The following is a 23,726-nucleotide window of genomic DNA, read 5'->3' as shown; positions in this document are numbered from 1 at the left end:
ACCCCATCACGGACAGCGCGAACAGCACGGACGGAGACGGCATCGAGACGGCCGAGGAGATCGACTTCGGCCCGGGGCTCGACCCGGAGCGGCTGAAGCTCTGCCTCGACGTGATCGCCGAACTGGACGGGCTGCACGTCGACCACCCGGACGCGATCACCGTCCGCCAGGCCGTCGGCGGCATATTCCGCACCCTCAAGCAGCGCCGCCGCCAGGAGACCCGGGCCCGCAAGACCGCCAACGACCGCGAGGTCACCGCCCGGACGGCGACCGGCGCCCCGACCCGGATCGACGACGAGACGGCCGGCGCCTTCGGCCTGACCACCGTCACCACCACCGAGATCGCCGGGATCCTGGAGCGGCCGCGCTCCTGCTACACCTGCAAGCAGCGGTACGTCGAGGTGGACGCGTTCTACCACAACCTCTGCCAGACCTGCGCCGTGAAGAACCGCGCCCGCCGCGACGCGCGTGCCGACCTCACCGGCAAGCGCGCGCTGCTCACCGGCGGCCGGGCCAAGATCGGCATGTACATCGCGCTGATGCTGCTGCGCGACGGCGCCCACACCACCATCACCACCCGGTTCCCCAACGACGCCATCCGCCGCTTCACCGCGATGCCGGACAGCGCCGAGTGGCTGCACCGACTGAAGATCATCGGGATCGACCTGCGCGACCCGGCCCAGGTTCTGGCGCTGGCCGACGAGGTCGCCGCCGACGGCCCGCTGGACATCCTGATCAACAACGCCGCACAGACCGTACGGCGCCCGCCGGAGTCCTACCGCGAGTTGGTCAACGCCGAGTCCGCGCCGCTGCCGGCCGGCGAGCTCCCGCAGTCCACCACCATCGGCCGGTTCGGCAGCGGCAGCGTGGACCTGCCCGCCCTCCCCGCCCAGGCGAGCGGCGGCGGCGAGCGGATCTCCGCCGAGGACGTCACCTCCCTCGCCCTGGTCACCGGCTCCGCCACCCCCGCCCGGATCGAGGCCGGCACCGCGATCGACGCGGGCGGCCTGGTGCCCGACCTCGCCCCCACCAACAGCTGGGTGCAGACCGTCAACGAGGTCGGCCCGGTGGAGCTGCTGGAGGTCCAGCTCTGCAACTCCACCGCGCCGTTCATCCTGATCAGCCGGCTGCGCCCGGCGATGGCGGCCGCCGCCTCCCGCCGCAAGTACGTGGTCAACGTCTCCGCGATGGAGGGCGTGTTCCAGCGCGGCTACAAGGGCGCCGGCCATCCGCACACCAACATGGCCAAGGCCGCGCTGAACATGCTCACCCGCACCAGCGCGCAGGAGATGTTCGAGACCGACGGCATCCTGATGACCGCCGTCGACACCGGCTGGATCACCGACGAGCGCCCGCACCCGGACAAGATGCGCCTGGCCGACGAGGGCTTCCACGCCCCGCTCGACCTGGTCGACGGCGCGGCCCGGGTGTACGACCCGATCGTGCGCGGCGAGCAGGGCGAGGACCTGTACGGCTGCTTCCTGAAGGACTTCGACCGCGCCGCCTGGTAACCCCTGCGAGGAGGAACCGAGTTGACCACCGCACCGCTGCTCGGCGCCGGCGTCATCGTCCCCACCGGGGACGGCCGGGTGCTGCTCGGCCGCCGGACCACCGCCGGCGAGCCGCCGACCTGGAGCCTGCCGGGCGGCAAGGTGGACGACCCGGGCGAGTCCTTCGAACAGGCCGCCGCCCGGGAGCTGGCCGAGGAGACCGGCATCGTGCTGCCGGCCGGGCGGATGCGGGTGCTGGCGGTGCTCCTCGACCACGAGCTGGGCCGCCCCCGGCTGACCGCGGCCGTGCTCGCCCCGCCGAGCCTGGCCGCGGCCGAGGTCACCGAGCCGCACGCGTGCGCGGGCTGGGAGCGGTTCCCGCTCGACGCGCTGCCCGGGCCGATGTTCTACCCGTCCGCGCTGGTCCTCGGCAGCTGGCTGCCGGACCTCGCCGACGTCCGGCGCGCCGGGACGTACGCGTACCCCGTCACCCGCGGTGCGCGGGTGACGGGGTAGGGCGCGCAGCCGGTCAGCCGTTGCGGGCCGCCTCCGGGCCGGTGATCCGCCTCAGCAGCGGCAGCGTCGAGGCGATGATGCCCAGCGAGGCCGCCAGGCCGAGCGCCACCAGGACGAAGTACACCGCGCCCGGCGACACCAGGTCGTACTCCATCTGCGACTTGAGGAACATCGCGGACGCCGCGAAACCGGTTCCGGTCGCGATCGCCGCCACCACCACCAGCGGCAGCGCGCTCTCCAGACCGATCACCCACTGCAGCAGGCGCAGCGGCGCGCCCGTCAGCCGCAGCATCGCGAACGGCCGCCTGCGGTCGGACAGGCCCGCGACCACGCTCACCGCCAGGCTGCAGCCGGCGATCGGCAGGGTGGTCAGCAGCACCACGTTCGCCAGCTGCCGCCAGCCGGCCAGCTGCTTCTGCTGGCTGGATCCCCAGTCGCCGACCGTCCTGGACCGGTACTGCGGGTAGGCCTTGGTGAGCGCGGTGCGGACCTGCTCCTTGGCCGCGGCGGAGCCGTCGGTGGTCACGTAGACGTTGCGCACCGGCAGCCGGGCCGCCTCCTCGGCGGAGATCGGCGCGGCCGTCCACTCCTTCGAGGCGTTGGAACGCACGTCCAGGAAGGCCCACGGCGGGACGCCGACGACGCTCGCACCGGCCGGGCAGTAACCGGCCACCGGGGTCTGGGCGAGGTCGGTGCAGAGCACCAGGCTGGGGGCGAACCCGGGGCGCTCGCCCGGCTCGGCGCCGATGGCCTGCGGGTTGTCGTGGCCCACGGCGAGGCCCCGGAACCCGGGCACCGCGCGGAGCTCCGCCAGGAGCCGGTCCGGCAGCGCGTCCGTCATCGGCGCTTCGTCGACGAGGGCGCCGTGCGAGACCACGGCCCTGGTCTCCGGGCCCCCGCTGAGCGAGCCCCGGTTCTCGTTGATGGTGCCGATGATGCAGACCGTCGCCGTGGTGACGAAGAGGGCGAGGACGAGGCCGGCGACGGAGCGGAAGCCCGCCTTCGGGTCGTCGGCGAGGCGCCGGACGGCGATCAGCGTGGCCGGGCGGCTGGTGCGCCGGGCGACGCCCCGGGCGGCGGCCATGGTGAGCCAGGGGCCCGCGACCACCAGACCGAGCATGACCGTCAGGAAGCCGGTCAGATAGGCGGCCGTCTGCCCGTCGGTGCTGTCGGGGCGCCGGTTGACGAAGTAGGCGAGCTCGGCGAGGCCGGCCAGCAGCGGGGCCAGCCGCCAGAGGCCCGGCGGCTTCGGGGTGACCCGGCGGGTGACGCCCAGCGGCGAGATGGTGACCCGCCGCAGCGCCAGCCGGGCGGCGATCGCGGCCGCCACCGGGACGCCCAGCGCCGTGGCCGCCGCCTGGAGCGGAGTGAGCGTCAGGTCCTCGGCGAAGAACCGGTCGCCGGTGAACGGGATGGTCGCCACCAGCGGGCGCAGCAGCAGGAAGAGGCCGAAGCCGACGACCGCGCCGGCCGCCGCGGCCACGGTGGACTCCACCGCCGAGATCGCCGAGACCTGCCGCGGCGTGGCACCGACCAGCCGCATCGCGGCGTAGCGCTGCTCGCGGGTGGCGGTGGAGAGCCTGGTCGCGGTGCCGATGAAGATGACCACGGGGAAGATCAGCGCGCCGGCCACCACGGAGAGGATCAGCGTCATGGCGTCGCCGCGGGTGCCCAGCCCGGGGCAGTCGTTGTCGCAGGTGGGCGGGAGCGCGGTGGCGATGGTGGTGACCTTGCTCGCCCCGGCTATGTGCTCGATCTCCGCGGGCGTCCGGCCCTCGATCACGTACAGCGAGTCCGGGGAGGGCAGTGCCTCGTCGCCGAGCACTCCGGCCATCCGGCCGGGGAAGCGGTCGCCCAGCTCCACGGCCGGGGTCGTACGCAGCAGGTCGGCCAGCGCGGGCGAGGCGTAGTACTCGCCCGGCGCGGGAAGCCTGGTGAGGCCCGGCGGGACGGGCGCGGTCGGCCCGGTCGCGGCGACGTCGACCCGGAAGATCTCCTTGCCGTCGTAGTAGTCGCCGTGGTCCCACCACCAGAGCGGGTCCACCGGGGCCGTCTCGGTGCGGCTGGCCGCCCCGGTGTTGGTCCACAGCACCCGTTCGTTGGCCTTGCCGACGGCGTTGATGCTGGCCAGCGTGGACAGCAGCAGGCCGACCCCGATCGCCACGGCGGCGGCGATGACGATCAGCCGGGCCACGGCCTCCCTCCCGCCGCTGACCGCCAGGCGCAGTGCGAACCGGATCATGAGGCGACCCGCTCCGCCGCGCGGCCCACTGCCGGGAGCGAGGTGGCCCTGCCGTCCCGGACGATCGCCTCGCGGTCCGCGTAGGAGGCGACCCGGGGCTCGTGGGTGACCAGGATGACGGTGGTGCCCTGCTCGCGGGCGGCGCCGACCATCAGCTCCATCACCTGCTCGCCGGTGAGCGAGTCCAGCGCGCCCGTCGGCTCGTCGGCGAACAGCACCTGGGGCCGCGCCACCAGGCCGCGGGCGAGTGCGACGCGCTGCGCCTGACCGCCCGACAGCTCGCCGGAGCGGCGCCCCTCCATGCCGTCCAGGCCGAGCCGGGCGAACCAGGGCCGGGCCTCGGCCAGTGCGGCCGCCCGCCGGGTGCCGCTCAGCAGCAGCGGCAGGGCGACGTTCTCCTCGGCGGTCAACTCGGGGACGAGCTGGCCGAACTGGAAGACGAAGCCGAACCTGTCGCGGCGCAGGGCGCTGCGCTGGGCCTCGGCCATGGTGTCGATCCGCTGCCCGTTGAAGTGGACCTCACCGGAGTCGGGGGTGAGGATGCCGGCGAGGCAGTGCAGCAGCGTGGACTTGCCGGAGCCGCTGGGGCCCATGATGGCGAGCACCTCGCCGGCGTCGACCGCCAGGCCGGCGCCGCGCAGGGCCGGGGTCTCGCCGAAGGCGAGCGTGATGTCGCGGGCCTCGATCAGCGGCGTCATGACCGCACCGCCTCGGCGAGCGCGTCCAGGCGGGCGGTGGTCAGGTCGATCCAGCGCAAGTCGGCCTCCAGGTGGAACAGTCCGTGGTCGGCGAGCAGCGCGTCGACCAGGGCGCCCTTGCGGCGCAGGTCGGTCAGTTCGCGCATCCTCGCCATGTGGGCGGCCCGCTGGGTGTCGAGGTACACCTCGGCGTCGCGGCCGAGCATCAGGGCCAGCACGACCTTGGTGAACAGCACCGTCTGCAGGCTGGGTTCGGGCGAGACGGGCTCGGTGAGCCAGTGCTCGAACTCCGTCACCCCGGCCTCGGTGATCACGTACCGCTTGCGCTCCGGTCCGTCGCCGGGCTCGGCCTCACCGGGGACCACCTTGCCGTCCCGGGCCAGCCGGCCGAGCGTGGCGTAGACCTGGCCGTAGGGCAGGGGCTTGCCCCGGCCGAAGAAGGCGTCGTAGTCGCGCTTGAGGTCGTAGCCATGGCTCGGCTCTCGCTCCAGCAGCCCCAGAAGGGTCAAAGGAACACTCATGAGATGACCATACATCAGATGTATACCCCGAGTGTATAGCTGGCGAGAATAGACCGCTGACCTGCGGTGACAGGAGATTCTCCGGGCTGACCCGACCCGGGACCGGCGGGAGCCGGAGGCGGCCCCATGTCCGCCCCCGGCTCCGCACCACGGGCCGGCAGGCCCCCACAGCAGGCCGGCCCCTGCCGCGCCCCCGGCACGGAGGACGCGATCGGAACCAGCCTGCCCTCCCGCCCCCTCCCCCGCCGAGGGCCGAACGTCCCGGTCCCGCGCGGCCCGTTCCGGCGGCGCCGGTCGGGCCGGCCCTTGTGCCCGGGTGGGGAGCCGGGGGAGATTGGGACCAAGGCCCAGCCGGCGGCACCGCCCCGGGCGCTGAACACCCGTGAGGAGGAAGCGCCTTGCCCCGCACACCCCGCCTGCCCCGCCCGCCCCGCACACCTCGCCGGCCCCGGCCCGCCTCGCCGCTCCGCCGGGCCGCCCGGCAGCTCCGGCGGACTGTCGGTTCCCGCCGCGATCCCCTGGTCCGGCCGGTGGACCGGGCCCGCGGCCGGGCCCTGCTCGCCGCGGCGCTGGGCCTGCTGCTCGCGCTGCTCCTCGCCGCGGGGGCCGCGCTGCTCGCCCACCGGCTCACCGCCCGGCACGCCACGGCCGACCGGGCGCGGCTGCACCAGGTGGAGGCCGTGCTCCTCACCGAACCGCGCCACCCCGCCGCGGGCGGCCGCCGGGCGGGCGGGTACGGGAACCAGGGCGACGCCGAGGCCGCCTGGGCCTCCCCCGACGGGCAGGCGCGCACCGGCACCCTCACGGTGCCCCGGTCCGCCCGGACCGGCTCCACCGTCACCGCCTGGGTGGACGGCGCCGGCGCACCCGCCGACGCTCCGGCCACGGTGACCGGCCTGGTCGTCGACGCCGTCTGCACCGGCCTGTTCGCCTTCGGCGGCCTCACCGGCCTGGTGGTCGGCGGCCTGGCCCTGCGGCTGCGGGTGCTCAACCGGCGGGCGGACCAGGAGTGGCAGCGCTCCTGGGCCAGGCTGGAGCCCGGCTGGAGCGGCCGCACCAGCCGCCACCCGGGGCCGGGCGGCCCGCCGGAGTAGTAGCAGCGCCCGTGGTGTCGACGGGCCGTCGACCACAACGACCGCACCGACCACGCCGACCCGCAGGAGACCGAACGTGTTCCACACCGAGCGACTGACCGCCCGGCTCTGGGAGGAGCGCGACGAGCAGCGCGCCTATGAGATCTACTCCCGGTGGGAGGTCATGCGCTGGCTCGGCGCCCGGCCGCGGGCCCTGGAGTCCCCCGCCGAGGTGCCCGCCATGATCGCGCGCTGGCGGGAGCGGTCCGCCGACCCCCGCTACGGGGTGTGGGCGCTGGAGCGGCGCGACAACGGCGTGGTCGTGGGCTCCGTCCTGCTCGTCCCGCTGCCCGACGGCGACGGCCGCACCGAGGACGGCCGGGTCGAGGTCGGCTGGCACCTGCACCCGGACTCCTGGGGCCACGGCTTCGCCACCGAGGCCGCCCGCGGCGCGCTCGCCAAGGGCTTCGCGGACGGCCTCACCGGCATCCACGCCGTCCTGCGCCCGGACAACGGGCCCTCGGCCGCGGTCTGTCGTCGCCTGGACATGGCCCCGCTCGGGCGCACCGACCGCTGGTACGGCGTCGAGCTGGACGTCTTCCTGGCCACCCGCCCCTGACCGGTCCAGACCCCAGCCCCCAGCCCCCAGCCCGAGGCTCAGCCACCCGGGGCCCGGCCGGGCCCCGGGCTCAGGTCCCCGGGTTCAGGCCCCCGGCGGCCGGGTCCAGGCGGGGTCGGGTGCGCCCGGGCGGTCGGCGCAGGCGCGGCGAGTGATCACGGCGACCGCGGCCACCAGGGCGAGTGCCACCACCAGGGCACTGGTCACGTTCACGTGCAGCACGAGCAGGGCGCCGAGCAGCGCACCGGTGAACATCGAGACCGCCGAGGCGATCCGCCGGACGCCCGCCCGGTCGGCGGCCAGGGCCGTCAGGGTCATGGTGAGCACGGTGGTGGTCAGGTCCGGTACCCGGAGGTCGCGCACGACGGCGTTCTGCAGGCCCACCGCGAAGGCCAGCAGGGCGATCAGGGCGTGGCGGACCGGGGTGGCACCGTGGCCGGCCACACCCTCCAGCACGACGGCGACCGCCACCAGCCCCGCCTGGACCGCCATCGCGGCGACCAGGGTCCGGCCCCGGTGGGCGGGCCGGCACTCGCAGAAGCGCCCGCCGGCGAGGGCGCCCGCCAGGAAGGCGGCCAGCGCCGTGAGCGAGGAGGTCGCGGACAGGCCCGCCGTGCCGGCCAGCGCGAAGCCCAGGAAGATGACGTTCCCGGTCATGTTGGCGACGAACACGTGGCCGAGCGCGAGGAAGCTGACCGCGTCCACCATGCCGGTGCCGAGGGTGAGCAGCAACAGCATCGGCACCAGCGGACCGTGGCGGTCGGGCGCCACCGCCCGCCGCACCCCGGCCGACCACCTGCGCTCCACCACGCGTCCTCCCGTCGTACGCCCCCGGGGATCCCCGGCACCCCGTTCTACGCTCGGCGGGCCGGGTGGGGCGAGCGCCGCCCGGGCGCGTCGCGTCCGTCCTGCGGGCGCCAGTGCGCCCTGCACCCGGTCGGACGGTGCGGGCCGCGCCGGGGAGGACGGTCCGGGCGGTGCCCGGGAGGAGGGTGCGGAGCCTCCGCGAGGTCGGCGGATCGCGGAGGCCCCCGCAGGTCAGAAGGCCAGCGCGGGCCGGTGGTGGTCCAGCCAGAGCCCGAGGTCGACCACCCGCTCCAGACGCAGCCGGTGGCCCCACTGCAGCTGGTCGGCCGGGGTGTCGAGGGCGGCCTTGATGACGGTCTCGTCGGCGATGTCGCGGACGTGCGGCGCGTCCAGCGCCTCGCGGGCGAGCTGCTGCAGGCCGCCGTTGTAGTCGGCGTGGTGGGTCGCCGGGTAGTGGTTCTTGGGGCGCCAGAGCACCGACTCGGGAGCCAGGCCCTGGCCGGTGGCCCGCAGCAGGCTCTTCTCCCGGCCGTCGTAACTCTTCATCGCCCACGGGGCGTTGAAGGCGTACTCGACGAGCCGGTGGTCGCAGTAGGGCACCCGCACCTCCAGGCCCTGGGCCATCGACAGGCGGTCCTTGCGGTGCAGCAGCTGGCGCAGCCAGCGGGTCAGCGAGAGGTGCTGCATCTCGCGCTGCCGGTGCTCGACGGGGCTCTCGTCGTCCAGGTGGGGGACGGCGGCGAGCGCGCTGCGGTAGGTGTCGGCGCGGAACTCGCCGATCCGCAGGTGGGCGGCGAGGTCCGAGTTGATCGGCATGGCGGCCTGGTCGCCGGTGACCAGCAGCCATGGGAAGGCCTGCGCGGCAAGCGCCTTGGGGTTGTGGAACCACGGGTAGCCGCCGAACACCTCGTCCGCGGCCTCCCCGGAGAGGGCCACGGTGGAGTGCTTGCGGATCTCGCCGAACAGCAGGTAGAGCGAGGTGTCCATGTCGCCGACGCCGATCGGCGAGTCGCGTGAGACGACGACCGCCCGGCGGTGCTCGATGTCGAGCAGGGCGCGCGGGTCGAGGACGACGGTGGAGTGGTCGCTGCCGATGAAGGCTCCGGCCTCGGCGGCGAACGGGGTGTCGTGGCCGGTGCGCAGCACGTCGCCGGTGAACTGCTCGGCCTGGTCGCTGTAGTCGACGGCGTAGGAGCGCAGCCGGGCCTCGGGGCCCTCGGAGAGCCGGAGTTCGTCGGCGACCAGGGCGGTGACGACGGTGGAGTCCAGGCCGCCGGAGAGCAGGCTGCAGAGCGGGACGTCGGCCTCCAGCTGGGCCCGGGCGGCGCGGTTGACCAGCGAGCGGACCCGCTCGACGGTGGTGTCCAGGTCGTCGGTGTGCGGGCGGGCCTGGAGCTCCCAGTAGCGGCTCTCGCGGACGCCCCGCCGGTCGAGGACGAGCAGGGCGCCGGGGTGGACCTCGCGCACGCCGGCCCAGACGGTGGGGCCGGTGTTGAAGAGCAGGCTGTAGGCCTCGCGCAGCCCGTCGGCGTCCACGGTCGGGGTGAGGCCGGGGTGGGCGAAGAGCGCCTTGGGCTCGGATCCGAAGACCAGTCCGCCGTCGACCTCGGCCCAGAACAGCGGCTTGACGCCGAGTCGGTCGCGGACCAGCAGCAGCCGTTCGGCGCGCTCGTCCCAGATCGCGAAGGCGTACATCCCCTCCAGCCGGTCGACCAGGGCATCGCCCCACTCCTGGTAGGCGCGCAGCACCACCTCGGTGTCGCTGCGGGTCGCGAACCGGTGCCCCCTGGCCTTGAGTTCGGCGCGCAGCCGGTGGTGGTTGTAGACCTCGCCGCTGTAGGTCAGCACCACTGCGGGGTTGTCCCGGACGTCGGCCATGGGCTGGGCGCCGCCGTCGAGGTCGATGACGGACAGCCGCCGGTGGCCGAGGGCGGCGTGCGGGCCGAGCCAGACCCCTCCGGCGTCGGGCCCCCGCAGGGCCATGGTGGCGGTCATCGCCTCGATGACGGGGGCGCTTTGGCGGACGTCCTGGTGGAAGGACACCCAGCCGGTGATTCCGCACATGTGCGTGCACTCCTTGTTGCGGCGGGTCGGACCGTAGGGGAACCGGCGGGGCACGCGGGTCGGTGTCCGCGGGTCCGGGTGGCCCGGCCGGCGCCGCCGCCCGGAGGTGCCCGTTCCACCAGTCGGGCGGCGGCCGCCCGGGGTTCCAGGCGTTCGGACGGTTTCCCGGTATTCGCTCTCCCGTACGGACGAAGCCCGTGCCGGGATGCCCGCCGACCCCCGCCCGAAGGCCCGCCGGAAGGCGCCGGAAGGCCCGTCGGAGCCGCTCCCCGCCGGCCCTCGCGCCGAGGAATTCCACCCCTCGATCCGGAACCGGGGCTGACTAGTCGCCTTCCTGCATATATAGTCACCCGACATATGCAGTCCGCCTGACCGAAGGCCGGACCACAGAACTGAGGGGGAAGTGTGTCCTACACCGATCCGACCGGCCGTCCCGGGCGTACCAGCAACACCGTCCTGCACCTCGACAACGTCACCCGGGTCCACGGCCAGGGCGCGTCCGAGGTGCAGGCCCTGCGCGGCGTCGATCTCCGGGTGCACCCGGGCGAGTTCGTCGCCGTGATGGGCCCGTCCGGGTCCGGCAAGTCCACCCTGCTGACGCTGGCCGGCGGCCTGGACACCCCGAGCACCGGCCAGGTCCTGGTCGAGGGCACCGCCCTCGGCGGGCTGAGCCGCCGGAAGCTGGCCGCGGTCCGCTGCCGCTCGATCGGCTACGTCTTCCAGGACTACAACCTGATCCCGGCGCTGACCGCCGCCGAGAACATCACGCTGCCCCGCGAACTCGACGGCGCCTCCGGCCGCTCCGTCCGCCGCGAGGCCCTGGCCGCCCTGAAGGAGCTCGGCATCCCGGAGCTCGCCGACCGCTTCCCCGACGACATGTCCGGCGGCCAGCAGCAGCGCGTCGCCATCGCCCGCGCCCTGATCGGCGAGCGCCGCCTGCTGCTGGCCGACGAGCCCACCGGCGCCCTCGACTCCGCCACCGGCGAGGCCGTCCTCGGCGTCCTGCGCGCCCGTTGCAACGCCGGCGCCGCCGCCGTGATGGTCACCCACGAGGCGGCCCACGCCGCCTGGGCCGACCGCGTGGTCTACCTGCGCGACGGCCGGATCGTGGACGAGAGCATGAACGTCTCCCCCGGCGGGCTCGCCCAGCTCGGCGGCTACGGGCAGGCGGGGGTGGCCCTGTGAAGCTGAGTGCCATCAGGGTCGCCCTGCGCATCGCCCGCCGCGACGCCCTGCGCGCCAAGGGCCGCAGCGCCCTCGTCGTCGCCATGGTCGCGCTGCCCGTCCTCGGCGTCGCCGGAGCGGACATCGTCCACCGCAGCGGCCAACTCACCCCCACCGAACGGGTCGAGCGGCTGATGGGCGGATCCGACGCCCTGATCAGCGGCTTCTCACTCGGCCGGACGATCGAGCAGGCGCCGTTCGCCGAGGACGGCACCCTCGTCACCCAGGTCGTGCAGGGCAGGCCCGCCACCTCCGAGGAGAGCAGGAGCGCGAGCACCGACCCCGCCACCCTGGTGACCGGGTTGCTGCCGCCGGGCAGCACGCTGATCTCCGCCCGGCCGGGACCGGAGGCGAGCGCGGGCTCCCGCGAGGGCCTGCTCCGCACCACCACGACCGAGGCCGACCTGACCAACCCGGTCTGGAAGGGCCGGCTCGACCTCGTCGACGGGCGCGTCCCGAGCGCCCCGCACGAGGCGGCCGTCACCCGCGCCTTCCTCGACCGGTCCGGGCTCGGGCTCGGCGGCTCCACCGCGATCAAGGGCCTGGAGAAGACCCCCTTCACCATCACCGGTGTGATCGAGCACCCCGACGACCTGCGGAAGGTCGAGATCGTCGGACGCCCCGGCGAGCTGATCGACCCGCTCGCCGCGAGCGACGCCGCCGCCAAGGCGGCGCCCGCCGAGGCCGCGCCGGCCAAGCAGGCCTGGCTGGTCAAGCTCCCGGCCGGCGCAGCGATCGACTGGGCCAAGGTCCAGGAGTTCAACAAGTACGGCTACACCGTCACCTCGCGCGCCGTCGCCCTCGCCCCGCCCGCCCGGCCGGCCGTCCCCTATTACGCGCACGCCTTCAGCTACGCCGAGGCGTCCGTCCCGGACACCACCAGGCTCGCGGCGGGCACCGTCACGGGCATGGCGCTGCTGGAGGTCACGCTGCTGGCCGGCCCCGCCTTCGCGGTCGGCGCCCGGCGCTCGCGCCGACAGCTCGCCCTGCTCGGCGCCGCCGGCGGCAACCGCGCCCATGTCGGCGCGGTGGTGCTCGGCGCCGGCCTCGTCCTCGGCCTGACCGGCGCCCTCGCGGGTGTCGTCCTCAGCACCGGCCTGGTCGCGCTGCTGCGGCCGTGGATCGAGCGGGCCGGCGGCAGCCGCTTCGGCCACTTCGCCGTGCCGCCGGTCGACCTGCTGGCCATCGCGGGCATCGGCCTGCTCACCGCCCTGCTGGCCGCCGCGCTGCCCGCGGTGCAGGCGGCCCGGCGGAGCGTCACCGCGGGCCTCACCGGCCGCGACTCCGTCCGCCCGCCGAACCGCTGGATCACCCTGCTCGGCCTGCTGATGCTGCTCGGCGGCGCCGCGATCGCCCTGTTCGGCGCCGTCACCCGGACCGGTGTGCCGGGCCCCCCGGTGGTCGCCGGATTCGACGCCCGCACCCTCGCGGTGCTGGGCGGCGCCGCCACCGCCGAACTCGGCCTGCTCGCCTGCACCCCGCTGCTGGTCTCGCTCTTCGGTCGGCTCGCCCGCCACCTCCCGATCAGCCCCCGGCTCGCCCTGCGCGACTCGACCCGACACCGCTCCCGGACCGCCCCCGCCGTCGCGGCGGTGATGGCCGCCGTCGCCGGTTCCGTCGCCGTCGGCCTCTACACCAGCGGCATGGACGCCGAGGGCCGCAACAGCTACCACCCGCAGACCCCGAACGGCGCCGTCACCCTCCGGGTGGTGGGCGACTCCCCCGCGCTGCCGCAGTTGCGCAGCACGATGGAGCAGGAGATGCCGGGCCTCGGCGTGCGCGCCGACCTCTACCAGCCCGTGTACCGGTTCTGCGGCAACTGCTCCAGCACCGTCAACCTCAAGGGCGACCCGGTGAAGCAGCGGTGGGTGGACCCGGGGAGCCTGGTCGTCGGCGACGCCACCGTGCTGCACAACCAGTTCGGCGTGCAGGACCAGGCCGTCGAGCAGGCGCTCGCCGCAGGCAAGGTGGTCGTGTTCGACCGCGCGTACCTGCACGAGGGCAAGGCCGTGCTCGTCCTGCGCGGCGGCGGCGGGGCGACCCAGCCCGGCGAGACCCCCAAGCCCGAGCTCCAGGAGGTCGGGGTGGAGGCGGTGCTGGTCGAGAACGCGTCGGCCGCGCGGTTCGGATCCGGCCTGGTGGGCGCGGCGACCGTCCGCAAGGCCGGGCTCACCCCCGAGGCCACCGGCTCGGTCTGGCTGCCCGCCACGCCGCCGGACGACCGGACGCAGCAGCGCGCCGACGCCGCGGTGTCTCGGCTGGACCGGCTCGCCCAGGTGGAGGTGGAGCGCGGCTACCAGCCGAAGAACGACGCGATGACCCTCGCGCTGACCGGCTTCGCCGCCCTGGTGGTGCTCGGCGCCGCCGGTATCGCGACCGGTCTGGCGGCCGCCGACTCCCGGCAGGACCAGGCGACGCTGGCCGCGGTCGGCGCCCCGCCCCGGATCCGCCGCACCCTGGCCGCCCTGCAGTGCGCGCTGATCGCCTTCCTCGGAGGTGTGCTCGGCACGGTCAGCGGGTTCGTCCCGGCCCTGGGCCTGTTGCGGTCGAGGACCCTCAACCTGGACATGCGCTCGGCCCTGGCGGCCGCGCCCTGGGGGACGATCGGGCTCATGATGCTGGCCCTGCCGGTCGTCGCCGGGCTGGCGGCGGCGGCGCTGACCCGCTCGCGGGTGTCGCTGGTGCGACGCCCCTCCTAGACCGGCCCCTTCTGAAACCGGCTCCTCCCGAGACCGGCCTCTTCTGAGACCGGCCCGGCCGTCGGGCCGTCAGACCGCGCCGCCTCCGCAGCCCTTGTGCTGCGGGGGCGGCGCAGCCGTGTCCGGCGGCGGTCGCAGGCGGTGCGGAACGGTGGCCGGGACAGAATCGGGACAGTCTGACGATCATCTGATGATCGGGGGCGAAGTAGCGTGCTGTCACCGCCCACTGAGGTCACGTCAACCCACCGGAGAAGGCCATGCGTCCCCGCCGCACCGTACGTACGGTCCGCCGGTCGGGCCGCGCTCTCCCGGTCGCCGCGGAGGTCTCCGCCCCCTGAACCACGGTGGCCCGGCAGGGGCCGTGCCGCCGGGGGGCGGCACGGCCCCACCGCCGGGCCACCGTGTCGACCGCTCCGCGGGCCTCCTCCCCGGACCTCCACCGCCGGGTCGGAGCGCTCAGCACGGACAGAGAAGCCTGCCGAAATCCGGGCGGACAATACTGGGCTCACCCCGATGCGGCACTGATCCTGGGTGTCGGTCGGCGTCGGACGCCCGGACCCGCTCGACCAGGGGATCCGCTCCGCTCCGGGATCCGCTCCGCTTGGGGATCCGCTCCACGCACGGTCCGCTCCGCGCAGGTCCGCTCGACCGGAGGATGCCCCTCCGTCACCGGCGGGCCGACACGGCGAAGCGGATGTCGGCGGTCCGGTTGGGCCGGGAAAAAGTTTTTCGCGACCATGTCGAGAACGGCGCATCGGCGCCGACGAAGAAGTAGAGGGGCGCCGCGGGGCGTCTCACGTCGCAAGGAGCGGAACCATGAAGTACCTGATCATGATGTACCCGAACGCCGAGGTCCTGGCCGCGCTGTCCGAGGACGAGCGCAACGCCGTCTTCCAGGGGCACGGCCCGTTCATGGAGAAGATCAAGGAGACCGGCGAGTTCGTCGGGACCCTGGCCCTGGCCGGCCACGATCAGAGCGCCGTGGTGCGTGTTCGCGGCGGCGTGCCCGCGGTGACGGACGGTCCGTACGCCGAGGCCAAGGAGTACGTGGGCGGCGCCTACATCATCGAGGCCAAGGATCTGGAGCGCGCGCACGCGATCGCCGCGATGATCCCGGACGCCGCGGTCGAGGGCCTGGGCATCGAGGTCCGGCCGATCGTTTTCAGCGAGGGTGCGTCCGCCTGACCGGTTGCCCGGGGGCCTGCGCGGCCCCCGGGCACCCTTTTTTCCCCTTTCCTGATCCGTGCGCCCTTCATCGAGAGGACTGACACATGGACGAACACATCGAGGTTCCGGAGCTGCTCCGCGACAAGGTCGTCGTCGTGTCGGGTGTGGGCGCCGGACTCGGCCGGACACTCGCCGTGCGGTGCGCCCAGGCCGGCGCCGACGTGGTGCTCGCGGCGCGCACCTCCTCCTACCTGGACGAGGTGGCCAAGGCCGTCGAGGAGACCGGGCGCCGCGCGCTGGCGGTCCCCACCGACATCACCGATCCGGCTGCCGCCGAGGCGCTCGTCGCCGCAGCCCTCGCCGAGTTCGGCCGGGTCGACACCCTGATCAACAACGCCCTGGTGGAGCCGCCGCACACGGAGCTCGCCGTCACCGAGATGGAGGACATCCGCCTCGGTATGGAGGTGACCGTCTACGCGGCGCTGCGGCTGTCGAAGCTGTTCACCCCGGCGCTGCGCGACAGCGGCGGCTCGATCGTCATGGTCAACTCCTCCGTCCTGCGGCACTCCAAGCGCGCCTGCGGCGCGTACAAGATCGCCAAGTCGGGGCTGCTCGCGGCGGCCCAGATCCTCGCCACCGAGCTGGGCCCGGAGGGCATCCGGGTGAACACCGTGGCGCCGGGACCGATGTGGACGGACAAGGTGAAGGACTTCATCGGGGAGCTCGCGCAGATGCGCGGCCTCACGCTGGAGGAGGGCTACGCGGAGGTGTCCGCCGAGATGGACCTGCGCCGCCTGCAGACCCCTGAGGAGACCGCCGACGTGGTGATCTTCCTCGCCTCACACCTGGCGCGCGCCGTCACGGGCCACTGCTTCGACGTCAACTGCGGCGAGTACCACCACTGACCCCCGCTCCGTCGCCACGGCCGCACCACGCGGGCCGTGCCGGACGGCGCGGGCTACGGACCTGACACCGGCTGCCGACCCGATCGGCAGCCGGTGATCCGTTTTCGGGGCGGCGACGCCTTGCCGCCATGCCGCGGTGCGCAGAGCGGTGCGCCCGCGCAAGGGACGCCTACGCAAGGGGCGCCCGTACAAGGAGCGCCCACGCGAGGGCAGTCCGACGGCCCCACGTCCCGTCCGAGCGGCGCGGCGGCCCACGCGAAGAGGTTTCGCGAAAAAAGTTCCGCGAACCGGCGCAAGAATCGGCCCGCTGCTTCGACAACGTAGTGAGCGACATTCCGAAATGAGCGAAAGGACGGCCATGTCCGTCACTACAGCGGAGACAGACCTCCCGCGCACGAATGCGAGGCCGTGGCTGGCACTCGCGATCCTCGCACTGCCGACACTGCTGGTCGCGCTCGACTCGAACGTCCTGTTCCTGGCGCTGCCGCGGCTCACCGCCGAGCTCGGCGCCAGCAACGTCCAGCAGCTGTGGGTCACCGACGCCTACGCCTTCATGGTGGCCGGCCTGGTCATCACCATGGGCACGGTCGGAGACCGGATCGGGCGCCGCCGACTCCTCATGGCGGGCATGGCGGTGTTCGCGCTGGCCTCGGTGGCCTGCGCCTGGGCGACCAGCCCGCTCATGCTGATCGTGGCGCGCGGCGTGCAGGGCATCGCGGGCGCGACGCTGATGCCCTCCACCCTCGCCCTGATCACCAACATCTTCCGCGACGACAGGCAGCGCGGAAAGGCCATCTCGATCTGGGCCACCTGCACCTTCACGGGTGCCGCGCTCGGGCCCGTGCTCGGCGGCGTGCTGCTGGTGCCGTTCTGGTGGGGCGCGGTGTTCCTGCTGGCCATCCCGGTCGCGGCGGTGGTCCTGATCGCCGGGCCCATGGTGCTCCCGGAGTTCCGCCCCGAGCAGGCGCGGCGCCTGGACCTCGTCAGCGTCGTGCTCTCCCTCCTCGCGATCCTGCCGGTGGTGTACGCGATCAAGGTGCTCTCGCTGGGCAACGGGAGTGTCCTGTCCGGCCTGGTGCCGCTGGCCGTGGGCCTGCTGTTCGGCATCTTCTTCGTGCGCCGGCAGCTCCGGGGTGACGACCCGCTGCTCGACGTGCGGCTCTTCGCGAACAGCTCCTTCACGCTCATCCTGACCGCCCTGGCGCTGGCCGGGATGATCCTGGCGGGCACCGCCCTGAACGTCACCCAGCTGTTGCAGACGGTGCTCGGCTACTCGCCGCTGGCCTCGGCCATGTGGTTCGTCCCGATGGGGCTCTGCATGGCGGTGGGGACGATGTCCACGCCGGCCCTGACCCGCTCGGTCAAGCCGCGGACCGCGATCATCGGCGGCATGCTCCTCTCCGCGATCGGCGCGGCCGTGCTGATCGTGGTGAACGGCGACCACGGCGCCTGGCCGATCGTGCTCGGCACCGCGGTGATCGGCCTGGGTGCCGGTCCGATGTTCGCGCTCGGCATCGGGCTGGTGGTGGGGTCGGTGCCGCCGGAGCGCGCGGGTTCGGCCGCGTCGATGGCCGAGACCGCGAACTACCTCGGCGGTGCGCTCGGTCTGGCCGTCCTCGGCACGATCGGCTCCGCGGTCTACAGCAGCCAGATGGACGGGGTCGGCTCCGACCGCGCCCAGGAGACCGTCGCCGGCGCCGCCGACGAGGCCTCGCAGCTCGGTTCGGACGCCGCCGCGGCGCTGCTGAAGACGGCGCACGCGGCGTTCGTGAGCGGGCTGAACACCGTCGCCGCCGTCTCCGCCGGGGTCTTCGTCGTGCTGGCGCTCCTGGCGGGGGTCTACTTCCAGCGGGCGAGCCGCACCAGCGGCGACTGACCCTGCGCAACCGGTACGAGGAGGCCGGCGCGGGACCTTCGGGTCCCGCGCCGGCCTCGTCGTTTCCGGCTGGTCGTTCCTGACGGGTTGGTCCCGGTCAGTCGCTCCGGTCAGTCGCCCCGGTCAGTGCTCGATCAGGGACAGCGTGCGCGTCGGGCAGTCGTCGACCGCCGCCCGCGCGCCCTCCAACTGGGCGCCCGCGACGCGGTCGACCAGCACCACGACCGTCCCGTCGTGGTCGTTCTGGTCGAACAGCTCGGGCGCGGCGAGGAAGCACCGGCCCGCGCCGATGCAGCGGTCCCGCTCGGTGCGGATCTCCACGGCGTCCCCCCTCACCAGGTGACCGGCAGCGCGTGCAGGCCGTAGTTGACGTGCTGCTCCTTGAACCGCAGGGCCTCGACGGACTCGGCCAGCCGCAGCTCGGGGACGCGTTCGAACAGGGTGGTCAGGGTGACCTCCAGTTCGGTCCGCGCCAGGTGCTGGCCGAGGCACTGGTGCGCGCCGAACCCGAAGGCCAGGCTGCGCTCGGCGCGGTCGATGTCGAAGGTGTCCGGGTCCGGGAACCGCCTCGCGTCCCGGTTGGCTCCCACCGTCAGGCCGAGCACGCCCTCGCCGGCCGCGATCCGGACCCCGCCGAGCTCGACGTCCTCCAGGGCCACCCGGGAGTTGGCGATCTCGGCGATGGTGAAGTACCGCAGCAGCTCGTCGACCGCCGCCGGCCAGCGCGACGGGTCGGCGAGCAGCGACTTGCGCAGCACCGGGCGGTCGAGGAGCAGCATGGCGCCCAGGCCGATGACGTTCGCGATGGTCTCGTGGCCCGCCATCAGCAGCATGAAGGCCATGCCCACGAGGTCGCGGTGGTCGGGCACGCCCGGCTCGCCGCGCCGGGCCGCCAGCCGGCCGATCAGGTCGTCGGTCGGCACCCGCTCCTTGTCGGTGACGAGCTTGTCCATGTAGCCCATGAGGTCCGCGGTGGCGCGGGCGCCAGCCTCGGGGGTGGCGGCGTTCATCAGGGTGAACGAGGTCTCCAGGAAGAACGCGCGGTCGGCGAAGGGGACGCCGATCAGTTCGCAGATCACCAGCAGCGGCACCGGGTTGGCGAAGGCGTCGATGAGGTCGACGGTACGCGGCCCGGCCAGCAGCCGGTCGACGTACTCGTCGGTGATCTCCTGGATCCGGGGCCGCAGGCGGTCGATGCTGCGGGGGGTGAAGTCGGCGGCCACCGCGCGGCGGGCGGCCGTGTGCTCGGGCGGGTCCATCCCGACCAGCGAGGTGGAGAACTCGGGCGGGGGAGCCTGGTGGTCCATCATCAGCGGGTACCCCGGGCGGCGCAGGTCGGAGCTGAACCGGTCGTCGCCCAGCATCGCCTTGACGTCTTCGTACCGCGTCGTGGCCCAGGCGAGCTTCCCGCTGGGCAGCCTGATCTTGCCGAGGGTCGGCCGGTCGCGGAGTTGGCGGTACCCCTCCGGCAGGGCGTACGGGCAGGTCCGGGGCATCGGATAGGACGGGGGCTCGGGGTGCTCGGTTATGTCGGCCGCGTCGGCCATGACTTCCTCCGATGGTGACGTGTTGTCAGGTCTGGGGCTGCGGCTCCGGCTTCGGGTGGTTGGGCGCACGCCGGGCCGCGGGGCGGCTCCAGCGGCGCATGGCGGGCACTTCGACGGTCTTGTGAAGCACCCAGGCGAGCGCGACGCAGAGGGCGTAGAGGCCGATGATGAACAGGATGGCGACGGGCGTGCTGAACGCCGTCGGGGTGTACGAGTGCGCGTAGCCCACCAGGTCACCCGCGAACGCCGCGTGTACCGCGAACATCACGGTGATGTGGATGATGTAGAAGGCGAAGGACAGTTCCCCGAGCCACACCATGAAGGGCGTGCTGAGGATCGTCCGGCGGCCGGACTGGTCCCGGACGGCCAGGGCGCCGATCAGCAGCGCGGCGGGGACGGGGTAGAACGCCGCGATCCCGAAGGGGATGGGCAGGTGGTACAGCAGCAGGAAGGCGGCGAGGTTGAGCAGGACGGCCGGCATGATCCGGATCTTCGGCCACCGCCCGGAGGCGATGATCCGGGCGAGGAACATGCCGATCACGAAGTCGATCGACCGGACGGGCGGGAAGAAGTACAGCGCCCACAGCTGGGGCCAGGAGCCGGCCGGGTAGAACTGGCTCGGCGGGAACCCGGAGAGCAGCGGGTAGCTGATCACCGGGAGCAGGATGGCGGTCGCGCCGAGGCCGATGATCCAGGACCACAGCGCCCGGTAGCTGAGCCCGCGGACGAACCGGAGCAGCAGCGGGAACATCGCGTAGCAGAGCAGTTCCACCGCGAGGGTCCAGGTCGCGCCGTTGAACTGGTACATGATCAGGCTCTGCGAGGGCCACCAGTTCTGCACCAGGAAGAGGTTGGCGAACGCCGGCCCCCAGCGGATCGTCTCGCCCGCGGCGGCGAACTGGCTCAGGGCGATGACCGCGATCAGGACGTGGGCGGGGCCGATGCGCACCATTCTGCGCCGCCAGAAGCCGACCGCCGTCTGGCCCGGCTTGGCCGACCAGGTGAGCACGAACCCGCTGAGGACGAAGAAGAACGAGACCGCGAGGAATCCGATGCGCCCGTTGCCCGTCAGGGTGTTGAAGACGGAGAGGGGGTGCGGGTCCTTGAACGCCCCGAGGACGAGCGCGTGGCTGGCGAAGACGAAGATGACGGCGATGGCCCGCAGGCCCTCCAACGACGGCAGGGTTGCCGCACGGGCGGGTAACGGCGAGTTCGGCGGGGTCATGGGAACCTCTTTCTCCCGGGTGGGGAACGGTCGGGCGGTGGCATCCGGTCTTTCGTTGGGCGCGGCGGCGCCACGCGGCGCCACTCGTAGCTGAGTCGGAACCGGACAGCCGGATTCGACATCGTGATTTCTTCTCCCTTGCTGCGGTTCGAAGGCGGGGTGGGGCGTGTCTGACGGCTGTGGCCGGAGCGTTCCCGACGGACCGACGGGTCGCGGTCGGGGACGCGGCTGACGGACCGAGGGCCGTGGCCCGGACGTGGCTGACGGACCGACGGCTGTGGCCGGGGCGGACGCCCCGGCCACGGATCAGCGGTTGTTGCGACGGGTTCTCCGACCGGCAGGGGCCGGCGGTCACCGCCGCCAGAACAGCAGGTGGGTGACCCCGCTGGAGCTGGGCACCGTGTCGAGGTGGAAGCGGTCGAGCAGCTCGGTGTGGCTCCTCCAGAGCCGCTCGCCCCGGCCGATGTCGACGGGCGCGACGGCGAAGTGCATCGTGTCGACCAGGTCGGCGTCGAGGAACTCGCGGACGGTGGTGACGCCGCCGCTGATCCGCACGTCCCGGTCCCCGGCGACCTTCCGCGCCTCCTCCAGCGCCTCGGCCGGCTTCGCGTCGATGAAGTGGAAGGTGGTGTCGGACAGGGTGAAGGAGGGGCGCTCGTAGTGGGTGAGCACGAAGACCGGCGCGTGGAACGGCGGGTTCTCCCCCCACCAGCCCTGCCACTCGTGGTTCTCCCAGGGCCCGCGCTGGGGGCCGAACTTGTTGCGTCCCATGATCACCGCGCCCGGCGGGCGGGCGTGGTCGCGCGTCAGGTAGTCGTCCAGGCCGCGGGTGCCGCCGGGGTCGGTGCGGTTGACCCAGCTCGCGGTGGCACCGGCCCAGGAGAAGAGGGGGCCCGGGTCCGCGTGGCCGAACGGCCGTTCCAGGGACTGCCCCTCACCGGTGCCGAACCCGTCCTGTGACACGTTGAAGCACTGCACCCTCACCAGCTGCGACATGCCTTCCACACCTTTCCTCGGGGGGCGGTCCCGGCCCTCCGTACGGCCCGGCGCCCGCGCCTCCCAACGACCGCCGCGCGGGCGGGGGCACGGCGTCGTGGGCCGTCCGGGTGAGCACGCCGTCGGACCGGGAGACAGCGGCCCGATGTCTCCGGCGGAAACCGGGGCGAAACGCAGTGGGCTCGGCTTGGATGTCGAGGGCGGCCCGCCTGCGGCGACGTCTCAGGTACAGAGCACCAGTCGGCCGCACAAGGGATCAAGGAATGATGAGATGAAGTACATGCTGCTGATCCACATGAACCCGGTAGTCTGGGACGGCCTGTCCGAGAGAGAGCGGAACGCCGTCTTCTCCGAACACGCCACCTTCCAACAGGACATCCTCGACTCCGGTGAGATGGTGATGACCCAGGCCCTCGCCGATCCGTCCAGCAGCGCCACGGTGAGAGTCCGCGGTGGCCGACCCGCGGTCACCGACGGCCCGTACCTGGACGCCAAGGAGTTCCTGGCCGGCTACTACCTGGTCGACTGCGCCTCCAGGGAGCGCGCGGTCGAACTCGCCGGTCTGATCCCCGAGGCCCGGTACACCGGCATCGAGGTCCGCCAGGTCGTCTTCGAAGCCGATACGGAGAGTTGAGCCGATGAACCGTGACGCCCGGGTCGAGGATCTGCTCCGATCGCTGGCACCGCAGGTCCTCGGCGCGGTCGTCCGCCGCTACGGGCACTTCGACGCCTGCGAGGAGGCGGTCCAGGACGCCCTGCTGGCCGCCGCCGTCCAGTGGCCCGACCAGGGCGTCCCCAACAACCCCCGGGCGTGGCTGATCACCGTGGCCGCCCGCCGGGTGATCGACGGGCTGCGCAGCGAGCAGGCCCGCCAGCGCCGTGAGGCCACCGCCGCCGCGCTCACCCCGGCCGACGAGACGGTGACCCCCGGCCCGGGTGAGGAACCCAAGGCGGCCGAGCAGGACGACATGCTCACCCTGCTCTTCCTGTGCTGCCACCCCTCGCTCACCCCCGGCTCGCAGGTCGCGCTCACCCTGCGGGCCGTCGGCGGTCTGACCACCGCGCAGATCGCACACGCGTTCCTCGTACCCGAGTCGACCATGGCCCAGCGGATCAGCCGGGCCAAGCAGCGGATCAAGGCCACCGGGCTGCCGTTCCGGATGCCGCCGCAGAGCGAGCGCACGGAGCGGCTGGCGGTCGTGCTCCAGGTGCTCTACCTGGTCTTCAACGAGGGCTACACCACCACCAGCGGCCCCGACCTCCAGCAGCCCGAACTCGCCCGCGAGGCCATCCGGCTGAACCGCGAGCTGCACCGGTTACTGCCCGAGGAGGGCGAGGTCGCGGGCCTGCTGGCGCTGATGCTGCTGACCGACGCCCGCCGGCCGGCCCGCACCCGGCCCGACGGCAGCCTCATCCCGCTCGCCGAGCAGGACCGCTCCCGCTGGGACCAGACCGCGCTCAAGGAGGGTCTGGCGCTGATCGCCGAGACCCTCCCGCGGATGGTGACGGGGCCGTACCAGGTGCAGGCGGCCATCGCGGCCGTGCACGGCGAGGCCGCGCACGCCGAGGACACCGACTGGCCGCAGATCATGGCCCTGTACGAGGTGCTGGAGCAGATGGCCCCCGGCCCGGTGGTGACCCTCAACCACGCCGTCGCCCGCGCGATGGTCCAGGGCCCGGCGGCCGGGCTCGAACTCCTCGCGACCCTGGAGGCCGACGGCCGCCTTGAGGGCCACCACCGGCTCGCCGCCGTCCGCGCCCACCTGCTGGAGATGAGCGGGGACCGGACGGCGGCCCGGAACAGCTTCCGGGAGGCCGCCCGGCGTACCGGCAGCATTCCCGAGCGCCGGTACCTGGAGAGCCGGGCCGACGCGCTGGACGACCGGTGACCGGCCGCCGGTCCGGCAGACCCTGAAGCCCCCGCCCGCAGCCGACCCCGGGCCGCCCGGCGGGAAGGCGGGAAGGCGGGCGGGCCGCCCGACAGCCGGGCGGTCGGGACAAAGGCAGGGGGGTGGCAAAGGGGGGAGCGCGCCCGGCCACCGCCCACTCCCGGGCAC

Annotated in this window: 20 protein-coding genes; 11 read left to right on the top strand and 9 right to left on the bottom strand. The window is 73.7% G+C overall.

The features are described 5' to 3' along the window. Positions 1-41: 41 nt before the first annotated feature. Positions 42-1,511: an SDR family NAD(P)-dependent oxidoreductase gene (locus ACGFZP_RS19635; RefSeq protein WP_392934687.1), complete on the top strand. Its 1,470-nt coding sequence runs from the start codon at positions 42-44 to the stop codon at positions 1,509-1,511. A 21-nt stretch (positions 1,512-1,532) separates the two neighbouring features. Further along, on the top strand, positions 1,533-2,006 hold the full coding sequence (locus tag ACGFZP_RS19630; protein ID WP_392934367.1) for an NUDIX hydrolase: 474 nt from the start codon (positions 1,533-1,535) through the stop codon (positions 2,004-2,006). A 13-nt stretch (positions 2,007-2,019) separates the two neighbouring features. Here ACGFZP_RS19630 and ACGFZP_RS19625 read toward each other — a convergent pair whose 3' ends face one another. The 3 genes from ACGFZP_RS19625 to ACGFZP_RS19615 are packed head-to-tail and all read right to left on the bottom strand — an operon-like array spanning position 2,020 to position 5,467. Beyond that, positions 2,020-4,248, bottom strand: coding sequence for an FtsX-like permease family protein (locus tag ACGFZP_RS19625; protein WP_392934365.1), 2,229 nt, complete (start codon positions 4,246-4,248; stop codon positions 2,020-2,022). After that, positions 4,245-4,946 carry an ABC transporter ATP-binding protein gene (locus ACGFZP_RS19620; RefSeq protein ID WP_392934363.1) on the bottom strand — a complete coding sequence of 234 codons (702 nt, stop codon included), beginning with the start codon at positions 4,944-4,946 and terminating at the stop codon, positions 4,245-4,247. The genes ACGFZP_RS19625 and ACGFZP_RS19620 overlap by 4 nt, the downstream gene beginning before the upstream one ends. Beyond that, positions 4,943-5,467: a PadR family transcriptional regulator gene (locus ACGFZP_RS19615; RefSeq protein WP_392934360.1), complete on the bottom strand. Its 525-nt coding sequence runs from the start codon at positions 5,465-5,467 to the stop codon at positions 4,943-4,945. Before ACGFZP_RS19615 ends, ACGFZP_RS19620 begins: the two co-directional genes overlap by 4 nt. 530 nt (positions 5,468-5,997) lie before the next feature. On the opposite strand from ACGFZP_RS19615, the gene ACGFZP_RS19610 reads away from it, so the two are divergent. Together ACGFZP_RS19610 and ACGFZP_RS19605 are read left to right on the top strand one after the other, a co-directional pair. Further along, complete coding sequence (locus ACGFZP_RS19610) at positions 5,998-6,561, top strand: hypothetical protein (RefSeq protein WP_392934357.1); 564 nt, start codon at positions 5,998-6,000, stop codon at positions 6,559-6,561. 76 nt (positions 6,562-6,637) lie between these two features. After that, positions 6,638-7,159, top strand: coding sequence for a GNAT family N-acetyltransferase (locus ACGFZP_RS19605; protein WP_392934354.1), 522 nt, complete (start codon positions 6,638-6,640; stop codon positions 7,157-7,159). Between the two features lie 84 nt (positions 7,160-7,243). On the opposite strand, the gene ACGFZP_RS19600 is transcribed toward ACGFZP_RS19605, so the two are convergent. Further along, complete coding sequence (locus ACGFZP_RS19600; RefSeq protein WP_392934352.1) at positions 7,244-7,969, bottom strand: DUF1275 family protein; 726 nt, start codon at positions 7,967-7,969, stop codon at positions 7,244-7,246. A gap of 228 nt (positions 7,970-8,197) precedes the next feature. Then, positions 8,198-10,030 (bottom strand): asparagine synthase (glutamine-hydrolyzing), encoded by a 1,833-nt coding sequence (gene asnB / locus ACGFZP_RS19595; RefSeq protein WP_392934350.1) that lies wholly within the window; start codon positions 10,028-10,030, stop codon positions 8,198-8,200. Between the two features lie 405 nt (positions 10,031-10,435). On the opposite strand from asnB, the gene ACGFZP_RS19590 reads away from it, so the two are divergent. The 5 genes from ACGFZP_RS19590 to ACGFZP_RS19570 all read left to right on the top strand — a co-directional run bounded on the left by ACGFZP_RS19590 (position 10,436) and on the right by ACGFZP_RS19570 (position 17,901). Next, a complete protein-coding gene (locus tag ACGFZP_RS19590) occupies positions 10,436-11,215 on the top strand; it encodes an ABC transporter ATP-binding protein (RefSeq protein ID WP_392934347.1) in 780 nt (259 codons plus the stop codon). Next, positions 11,212-13,953, top strand: a complete 2,742-nt coding sequence (locus ACGFZP_RS19585) for an FtsX-like permease family protein (protein WP_392934345.1) — start codon at positions 11,212-11,214, stop codon at positions 13,951-13,953. Before ACGFZP_RS19590 ends, ACGFZP_RS19585 begins: the two co-directional genes overlap by 4 nt. Positions 13,954-14,769: 816 nt before the next feature. Next, complete coding sequence (locus tag ACGFZP_RS19580; RefSeq protein WP_392934342.1) at positions 14,770-15,138, top strand: YciI family protein; 369 nt, start codon at positions 14,770-14,772, stop codon at positions 15,136-15,138. An 86-nt stretch (positions 15,139-15,224) separates the two neighbouring features. Then, positions 15,225-16,025: an SDR family oxidoreductase gene (locus tag ACGFZP_RS19575; protein WP_392934340.1), complete on the top strand. Its 801-nt coding sequence runs from the start codon at positions 15,225-15,227 to the stop codon at positions 16,023-16,025. Positions 16,026-16,383: 358 nt separating this feature from the next. Further along, positions 16,384-17,901: an MFS transporter gene (locus ACGFZP_RS19570; RefSeq protein WP_392934338.1), complete on the top strand. Its 1,518-nt coding sequence runs from the start codon at positions 16,384-16,386 to the stop codon at positions 17,899-17,901. Positions 17,902-18,024: 123 nt separating this feature from the next. Here ACGFZP_RS19570 and ACGFZP_RS19565 read toward each other — a convergent pair whose 3' ends face one another. From ACGFZP_RS19565 to ACGFZP_RS19550, 4 genes are all read right to left on the bottom strand, one after another. Then, on the bottom strand, positions 18,025-18,222 hold the full coding sequence (locus tag ACGFZP_RS19565; protein WP_392934336.1) for a ferredoxin: 198 nt from the start codon (positions 18,220-18,222) through the stop codon (positions 18,025-18,027). Between the two features lie 11 nt (positions 18,223-18,233). Then, positions 18,234-19,448, bottom strand: coding sequence for a cytochrome P450 (locus ACGFZP_RS19560; protein WP_392934333.1), 1,215 nt, complete (start codon positions 19,446-19,448; stop codon positions 18,234-18,236). Between the two features lie 25 nt (positions 19,449-19,473). Then, positions 19,474-20,673, bottom strand: coding sequence for an acyltransferase family protein (locus ACGFZP_RS19555; protein ID WP_392934330.1), 1,200 nt, complete (start codon positions 20,671-20,673; stop codon positions 19,474-19,476). A gap of 351 nt (positions 20,674-21,024) precedes the next feature. Continuing rightward, positions 21,025-21,669, bottom strand: coding sequence for a dihydrofolate reductase family protein (locus tag ACGFZP_RS19550; protein ID WP_392934328.1), 645 nt, complete (start codon positions 21,667-21,669; stop codon positions 21,025-21,027). Between the two features lie 271 nt (positions 21,670-21,940). On the opposite strand from ACGFZP_RS19550, the gene ACGFZP_RS19545 reads away from it, so the two are divergent. Both ACGFZP_RS19545 and ACGFZP_RS19540 read left to right on the top strand, forming a co-directional pair. Beyond that, complete coding sequence (locus tag ACGFZP_RS19545; RefSeq protein WP_392934326.1) at positions 21,941-22,303, top strand: YciI family protein; 363 nt, start codon at positions 21,941-21,943, stop codon at positions 22,301-22,303. 4 nt (positions 22,304-22,307) lie between these two features. After that, a complete protein-coding gene (locus ACGFZP_RS19540) occupies positions 22,308-23,558 on the top strand; it encodes an RNA polymerase sigma factor (protein ID WP_392934324.1) in 1,251 nt (416 codons plus the stop codon). The last annotated feature ends 168 nt before the right edge of the window (positions 23,559-23,726 follow it).

Origin of the sequence: Kitasatospora sp. NPDC048239 (assembly GCF_043202015.1) — a bacterium.
GTDB lineage: Bacteria > Actinomycetota > Actinomycetes > Streptomycetales > Streptomycetaceae > Kitasatospora.
The sequence above is the reverse complement of the archived record's forward strand: the minus strand, read 5'-3'. Positions and strand labels throughout refer to the sequence as shown.

Coding starts and splice junctions, on each gene's coding strand:
- ACGFZP_RS19620 (WP_392934363.1), bottom strand. CDS start 4,946: ATGACGCCGCTGATCGAGGCCCGCGACATCACGCTCGCCTTCGGCGAG.
- ACGFZP_RS19540 (WP_392934324.1), top strand. CDS start 22,308: ATGAACCGTGACGCCCGGGTCGAGGATCTGCTCCGATCGCTGGCACCG.
- ACGFZP_RS19580 (WP_392934342.1), top strand. CDS start 14,770: ATGAAGTACCTGATCATGATGTACCCGAACGCCGAGGTCCTGGCCGCG.
- ACGFZP_RS19555 (WP_392934330.1), bottom strand. CDS start 20,673: ATGACCCCGCCGAACTCGCCGTTACCCGCCCGTGCGGCAACCCTGCCG.
- ACGFZP_RS19545 (WP_392934326.1), top strand. CDS start 21,941: ATGAAGTACATGCTGCTGATCCACATGAACCCGGTAGTCTGGGACGGC.
- ACGFZP_RS19560 (WP_392934333.1), bottom strand. CDS start 19,448: ATGGCCGACGCGGCCGACATAACCGAGCACCCCGAGCCCCCGTCCTAT.
- ACGFZP_RS19615 (WP_392934360.1), bottom strand. CDS start 5,467: ATGAGTGTTCCTTTGACCCTTCTGGGGCTGCTGGAGCGAGAGCCGAGC.
- ACGFZP_RS19575 (WP_392934340.1), top strand. CDS start 15,225: ATGGACGAACACATCGAGGTTCCGGAGCTGCTCCGCGACAAGGTCGTC.
- ACGFZP_RS19570 (WP_392934338.1), top strand. CDS start 16,384: ATGTCCGTCACTACAGCGGAGACAGACCTCCCGCGCACGAATGCGAGG.
- asnB (WP_392934350.1), bottom strand. CDS start 10,030: ATGTGCGGAATCACCGGCTGGGTGTCCTTCCACCAGGACGTCCGCCAA.
- ACGFZP_RS19550 (WP_392934328.1), bottom strand. CDS start 21,669: ATGTCGCAGCTGGTGAGGGTGCAGTGCTTCAACGTGTCACAGGACGGG.
- ACGFZP_RS19625 (WP_392934365.1), bottom strand. CDS start 4,248: ATGATCCGGTTCGCACTGCGCCTGGCGGTCAGCGGCGGGAGGGAGGCC.